We start from the raw sequence: 5,569 nt of genomic DNA on the forward strand, positions 1-5,569 counted from the left end.
AAAAAAAAGTTCAAAAAAAGCTTGCAGGTTTTGAAAAAGCGTTCTACATTTGCACCCCGCAAAACACGGAAGCTCATTGAAGGATTGGAAGGAAGAATTGAGAAAGAGAGGCGAAAAAAAAGTTTCAAAATTTTTTAAATTTTTCTTGCGAGAAACAAAAAGAATTTCTAGTTTTGCACCCGCTTTGAGAAACAAGCGAAAGACAAAAAAAGACACGTTCGTAGACATATTGAATTGACAGCCGCTTCGGCAGAGATGCCGGGGCAAATATAGAATAAGAGTAATGGAATCGCAAGATTCGAAAAGAACCACTAGGGAAAGCATCGATTATATAATATTAAAATATACGATGAAGAGTTTGATCCTGGCTCAGGATGAACGCTAGCGGCAGGCTTAACACATGCAAGTCGAGGGGTAGAATTCTTCGGAATTTGAGACCGGCGCACGGGTGCGTAACGCGTATGCAATCTGCCTTCCACAGAGGGATAGCCCAGAGAAATTTGGATTAATACCTCATAGCATCAGTTTCCGGCATCGGGATCTGATTAAAGTCACAACGGTGGAAGATGAGCATGCGTCCCATTAGCTAGTTGGCAAGGTAACGGCTTACCAAGGCTACGATGGGTAGGGGTCCTGAGAGGGAGATCCCCCACACTGGTACTGAGACACGGACCAGACTCCTACGGGAGGCAGCAGTGAGGAATATTGGTCAATGGGCGCAAGCCTGAACCAGCCATGCCGCGTGCAGGATGACGGTCCTATGGATTGTAAACTGCTTTTGTACGGGAAGAAACACTCCGACGTGTCGGAGCTTGACGGTACCGTAAGAATAAGGATCGGCTAACTCCGTGCCAGCAGCCGCGGTAATACGGAGGATCCAAGCGTTATCCGGAATCATTGGGTTTAAAGGGTCCGTAGGCGGTCTTGTAAGTCAGTGGTGAAAGCCCATCGCTCAACGGTGGAACGGCCATTGATACTGCAGGACTTGAATTACTGGGAAGCAACTAGAATATGTAGTGTAGCGGTGAAATGCTTAGAGATTACATGGAATACCAATTGCGAAGGCAGGTTGCTACCAGTGGATTGACGCTGATGGACGAAAGCGTGGGTAGCGAACAGGATTAGATACCCTGGTAGTCCACGCCGTAAACGATGGATACTAGCTGTTGGGGGCGACCTCAGTGGCTAAGCGAAAGTGATAAGTATCCCACCTGGGGAGTACGAACGCAAGTTTGAAACTCAAAGGAATTGACGGGGGCCCGCACAAGCGGTGGAGCATGTGGTTTAATTCGATGATACGCGAGGAACCTTACCAAGGCTTAAATGCAGACTGACCGTTTTGGAAACAGAACTTTCGCAAGACAGTCTACAAGGTGCTGCATGGTTGTCGTCAGCTCGTGCCGTGAGGTGTCAGGTTAAGTCCTATAACGAGCGCAACCCCTGTTGTTAGTTGCCAGCGAGTCATGTCGGGAACTCTAGCAAGACTGCCAGTGCAAACTGTGAGGAAGGTGGGGATGACGTCAAATCATCACGGCCCTTACGCCTTGGGCTACACACGTGCTACAATGGCCGGTACAGAGAGCAGCCACTGGGCGACCAGGAGCGAATCTACAAAGCCGGTCACAGTTCGGATCGGAGTCTGCAACTCGACTCCGTGAAGCTGGAATCGCTAGTAATCGGATATCAGCCATGATCCGGTGAATACGTTCCCGGGCCTTGTACACACCGCCCGTCAAGCCATGGAAGCTGGGGGTGCCTGAAGTCGGTGACCGCAAGGAGCTGCCTAGGGTAAAACTGGTAACTAGGGCTAAGTCGTAACAAGGTAGCCGTACCGGAAGGTGCGGCTGGAACACCTCCTTTCTAGAGCCTTGGTGTTTGCCGCAAGGCACGCTGGGGAAAAAAGATGCCTACCGGATGGTTTTGGATCCGAGATTGCGTTACTCTTGCTGTCGATTTAAAAAATGATAAAAAAATTAAGTAAAACAGAGTCTCGTAGCTCAGCTGGTTAGAGTACTACACTGATAATGTAGGGGTCGGCAGTTCGAGTCTGCCCGGGACTACTTTTTAAATTGTTAATTATGAATTATGAATTGTAAATTATAAAAAACAGATTAAAAAGACTGAAAAGCTTAAAAGAAGGAAATTCTAGAGTTGAAAGATTACGGATTACAAATAATTCATAATTCATAATTCACAATTCATAATTAGATTTGGGGGATTAGCTCAGCTGGCTAGAGCGCCTGCCTTGCACGCAGGAGGTCAACGGTTCGACTCCGTTATTCTCCACAGTTCCGAAAGGAAAAAAGTTCATTGACATATTGAGATAAGAAAAATACAAAAAGTAGAAAGAACACGTTTTGTGATTTATTACAAGACGGCAGAGGCAAGGCTTGCCTTGTCTGTACAATAAGCAAAATAAGGGCGCATGGGGAATGCCTAGGCTCTCAGAGGCGAAGAAGGACGTGATAAGCTGCGAAAAGCTGCGGGGACTGGCACACACAGATCGATCCGCAGATATCCGAATGGGGCAACCCACTATGTTGAAGACATAGTACACCGATAGGTGGGCAAACCCGCTGAACTGAAACATCTAAGTAGGCGGAGGAGAAGAAAACAAAAGTGATTCCGTAAGTAGTGGCGAGCGAACGCGGATTAGCCCAAACCAGGCATGTTACGGCATATCTGGGGTTGTAGGACCGCGACATTTCATGCACAAGGAACCGGAAGCTTCTGGAAAGGAGCGCCACAGAGGGTGACAGCCCCGTATGGGCAACGAGTGTAATGGATAGCGGTATCCTGAGTAGGGCGGGGCACGTGAAACCCTGTCTGAATTCGGCGGGACCATCCGCTAAGGCTAAATACTCCTGAGAGACCGATAGTGAACCAGTACCGTGAGGGAAAGGTGAAAAGAACCGTGAATAACGGAGTGAAATAGATCCTGAAACCATGCGCCTACAAGCGGTCGGAGCCCTTAAGTGGGGTGACGGCGTGCCTTTTGCATAATGAGCCTACGAGTTAACGTTGCCGGCAAGGATAAGTGGTTAAGCCATGGATCCGCAGCGAAAGCGAGTCTGAATAGGGCGCTTCAGTCGGCAGTGTTAGACGCGAAACCGTGTGATCTACCCATGGGCAGGTTGAAGCTGTGGTAACACACAGTGGAGGACCGAACCGGTTGACGTTGAAAAGTCTTCGGATGACCTGTGGGTAGGGGTGAAAGGCCAATCAAACTCGGAAATAGCTCGTACTCCCCGAAATGCATTTAGGTGCAGCGCTGGATTTAGTTATATAGAGGTAGAGCTACTGATTGGATGCGGGGGCTTCACCGCCTACCAATTCCTGACAAACTCCGAATGCTATATAATGATTGCCAGCAGTGAGGGCTTGGGTGCTAAGGTCCAAGTCCGAGAGGGAAAGAACCCAGACCATCAGCTAAGGTCCCCAAATATATGCTAAGTTGAAAGAACGAGGTTTGTCTGCCCAGACAGCTAGGATGTTGGCTTGGAAGCAGCCATTCATTTAAAGAGTGCGTAACAGCTCACTAGTCGAGCGGACGAGCATGGATAATAATCGGGCATAAGCATATTACCGAAGCTATGGATTTGCATGTATGTGCAAGTGGTAGGGGAGCATTCTGACAGGGCTGAAGGTGTATCGTAAGGTATGCTGGACCGGTCAGAAAAGAAAATGTAGGCATAAGTAACGATAATGCGGGCGAGAAACCCGCACACCGAAAAACTAAGGTTTCCACAGCTATGCTAATCAGCTGTGGGTTAGTCTGGACCTAAGGCGAACCCGAAAGGGACAGTCGATGGCCAACGGGTTAATATTCCCGTACTGCTTGTTGCTGTGATGGGGTGACGGAGTGATGAAAGCGCCGCGAACTGACGGAATAGTTCGTTGAAGTACCTAGCTATAGGTCCTGTAGTCAAATGCGCAGGAACTGGCGAAATACGATAGTACTCGGAGTCTTCGGACAAAGAGATAGTGCGCCTAAGGGCTTCCAAGAAAAACCTCTAAACTTCAGGCAATAAGCACCAGTACCGTAAACCGACACAGGTAGTTGAGGAGAGAATCCTAAGGTGCTCGAGAGATTCATGGCTAAGGAATTAGGCAAAATAGACCTGTAACTTCGGGAGAAAGGTCGCCCCGAGCAATCGGGGCCGCAGTGAAGAGGTCCAGGCGACTGTTTATCAAAAACACAGGGCTCTGCAAAATCGCAAGATGAAGTATAGGGCCTGACACCTGCCCGGTGCTGGAAGGTTAAGAGGAGATGTTATCTTCGGAGAAGCATTGAATTGAAGCCCCAGTAAACGGCGGCCGTAACTATAACGGTCCTAAGGTAGCGAAATTCCTTGTCGGGTAAGTTCCGACCTGCACGAATGGTGTAACGATCTGGACACTGTCTCAGCCATGAGCTCGGTGAAATTGTAGTAACGGTGAAGATGCCGTTTACCCGCAGTGGGACGAAAAGACCCTGTGCACCTTTACTATAGCTTAGTATTGACCTTGGATAAATGATGTGTAGGATAGGTTGGAGACTATGAAGCGGCGTCGCCAGGCGTTGTGGAGTCATTGTTGAAATACAACCCTTTGTTTATCTGAGGCCTAACCCCGCGCTGCGGGGGACATTGCTTGGTGGGTAGTTTGACTGGGGTGGTCGCCTCCAAAAGAGTAACGGAGGCTTCTAAAGGTTCCCTCAGCACGCTTGGTAACCGTGCGCAGAGTGCAATGGCATAAGGGAGCTTGACTGAGAGACATACAGGTCGATCAGGTACGAAAGTAGAGCATAGTGATCCGGTGGTTCCGCATGGAAGGGCCATCGCTCAAAGGATAAAAGGTACGCCGGGGATAACAGGCTGATCTCCCCCAAGAGCTCATATCGACGGGGGGGTTTGGCACCTCGATGTCGGCTCGTCACATCCTGGGGCTGGAGAAGGTCCCAAGGGTTGGGCTGTTCGCCCATTAAAGTGGCACGCGAGCTGGGTTCAGAACGTCGTGAGACAGTTCGGTCTCTATCTACTGCGGGCGTTAGAAATTTGAGTGGATCTGATTCTAGTACGAGAGGACCGAATTGGACCAACCTCTAGTGTATCTGTTGTCCCGCCAGGGGCACCGCAGAGTAGCTACGTTGGGAAGGGATAAGCGCTGAAAGCATATAAGCGCGAAACCCACCACAAGATGAGATTTCTTTTAAGGATCGTGGAAGATGACCACGTTGATAGGCTACAGATGTAAAGGCAGCAATGTCATAGTCGAGTAGTACTAATAATCCGTAAGCTTATGTACGCCCTTTTCCCGGTCCGCCTCGGCGGACCGGGAGAGAACTTTCTAAAATAGTAAATAAAAATGCTTTTCTTTATCTCAGTATGTTAAGATATTGTTTTAATTATTAATTGTCAATTATCAATTATTAATTGAAAAGTTGCCCAAGCAACGAACGACCTTAAGGTGGTTATTGCGGCGGGGCTCACCTCTTCCCATCCCGAACAGAGAAGTTAAGCCCGCCTGCGCAGATGGTACTGCATTATTGTGGGAGAGTATGTCGTCGCCTTTCTTTTGAAAACCCTGT

Annotated in this window: 2 tRNA genes and 3 rRNA genes; all 5 read left to right on the forward strand. The window is 48.7% G+C overall.

The window, feature by feature from the left end:
* Positions 1–346: 346 nt before the first annotated feature.
* The 5 genes from EYY60_RS00125 to rrf all read left to right on the forward strand — a co-directional run bounded on the left by EYY60_RS00125 (position 347) and on the right by rrf (position 5,554).
* Positions 347–1,860, forward strand: a 16S ribosomal RNA gene (locus tag EYY60_RS00125).
* Positions 1,861–1,986: 126 nt separating this feature from the next.
* Positions 1,987–2,060, forward strand: a tRNA-Ile gene (locus EYY60_RS00130).
* 152 nt (positions 2,061–2,212) lie between these two features.
* Positions 2,213–2,286: transfer RNA gene (locus EYY60_RS00135), tRNA-Ala, on the forward strand.
* Positions 2,287–2,404: 118 nt separating this feature from the next.
* Positions 2,405–5,286 (forward strand): 23S ribosomal RNA (locus EYY60_RS00140).
* A gap of 158 nt (positions 5,287–5,444) precedes the next feature.
* Positions 5,445–5,554: ribosomal RNA gene (gene rrf / locus EYY60_RS00145) — 5S ribosomal RNA — on the forward strand.
* Together the 16S, 23S and 5S rRNA genes with 2 tRNA genes alongside form the textbook arrangement of a ribosomal RNA operon.
* The last annotated feature ends 15 nt before the right edge of the window (positions 5,555–5,569 follow it).

Source organism: Flavobacterium zhairuonense (assembly GCF_004352915.1).
Taxonomy (GTDB): Bacteria; Bacteroidota; Bacteroidia; order Flavobacteriales; family Flavobacteriaceae; genus Flavobacterium; species Flavobacterium zhairuonense.